1 protein-coding gene is annotated in these 365 nt (G+C 67.1%); it reads left to right on the top strand.

Going from position 1 to position 365, the window contains the following annotated elements:
• Positions 1-11 precede the first annotated feature (11 nt).
• Positions 12-365 (top strand): hypothetical protein (locus JHD73_RS28390; RefSeq protein WP_199033415.1); only part of this gene is annotated, 354 nt, incomplete at its 3' end.

The following is a 365-nucleotide window of genomic DNA, read 5'->3' as shown; positions in this document are numbered from 1 at the left end:
AGGAGCTTGCGTTGTCCTGCTTGCCACCGCTGGAGCTGCTGCTCGACGAGCTGCCATTGCCAGACGACGAGCCACCGCCGCTGGACGAACCGCTGCCGCTCGAGGAACCCGCGTCATCGGGCTTGCCGCCGCTGGAGCTGCTGCTCGAGGAACTGCCGTTACCCGATGACGAGCCACTGCCGCTCGACGAACTCACATCATCCGGCTTGCCGCCGCTGGAGCTGCTGCTCGACGAACCGCCATTGCCAGACGACGAGCCACCGCCGCTGGACGAACCGCTGCCGCTCGAGGAACCCGCGTCATCGGGCTTGCCACCACTGGAGCTGCCGCTCGAGGAACTGCCATTGCCAGACGACGAGCCACTG

The organism is Ralstonia sp. ASV6, assembly GCF_016429285.1.
Lineage (GTDB): Bacteria > Pseudomonadota > Gammaproteobacteria > Burkholderiales > Burkholderiaceae > Ralstonia > Ralstonia flaminis.
Note: the sequence above shows the minus strand (reverse complement) of the source record. Positions and strands in the feature narration are given on the sequence as shown.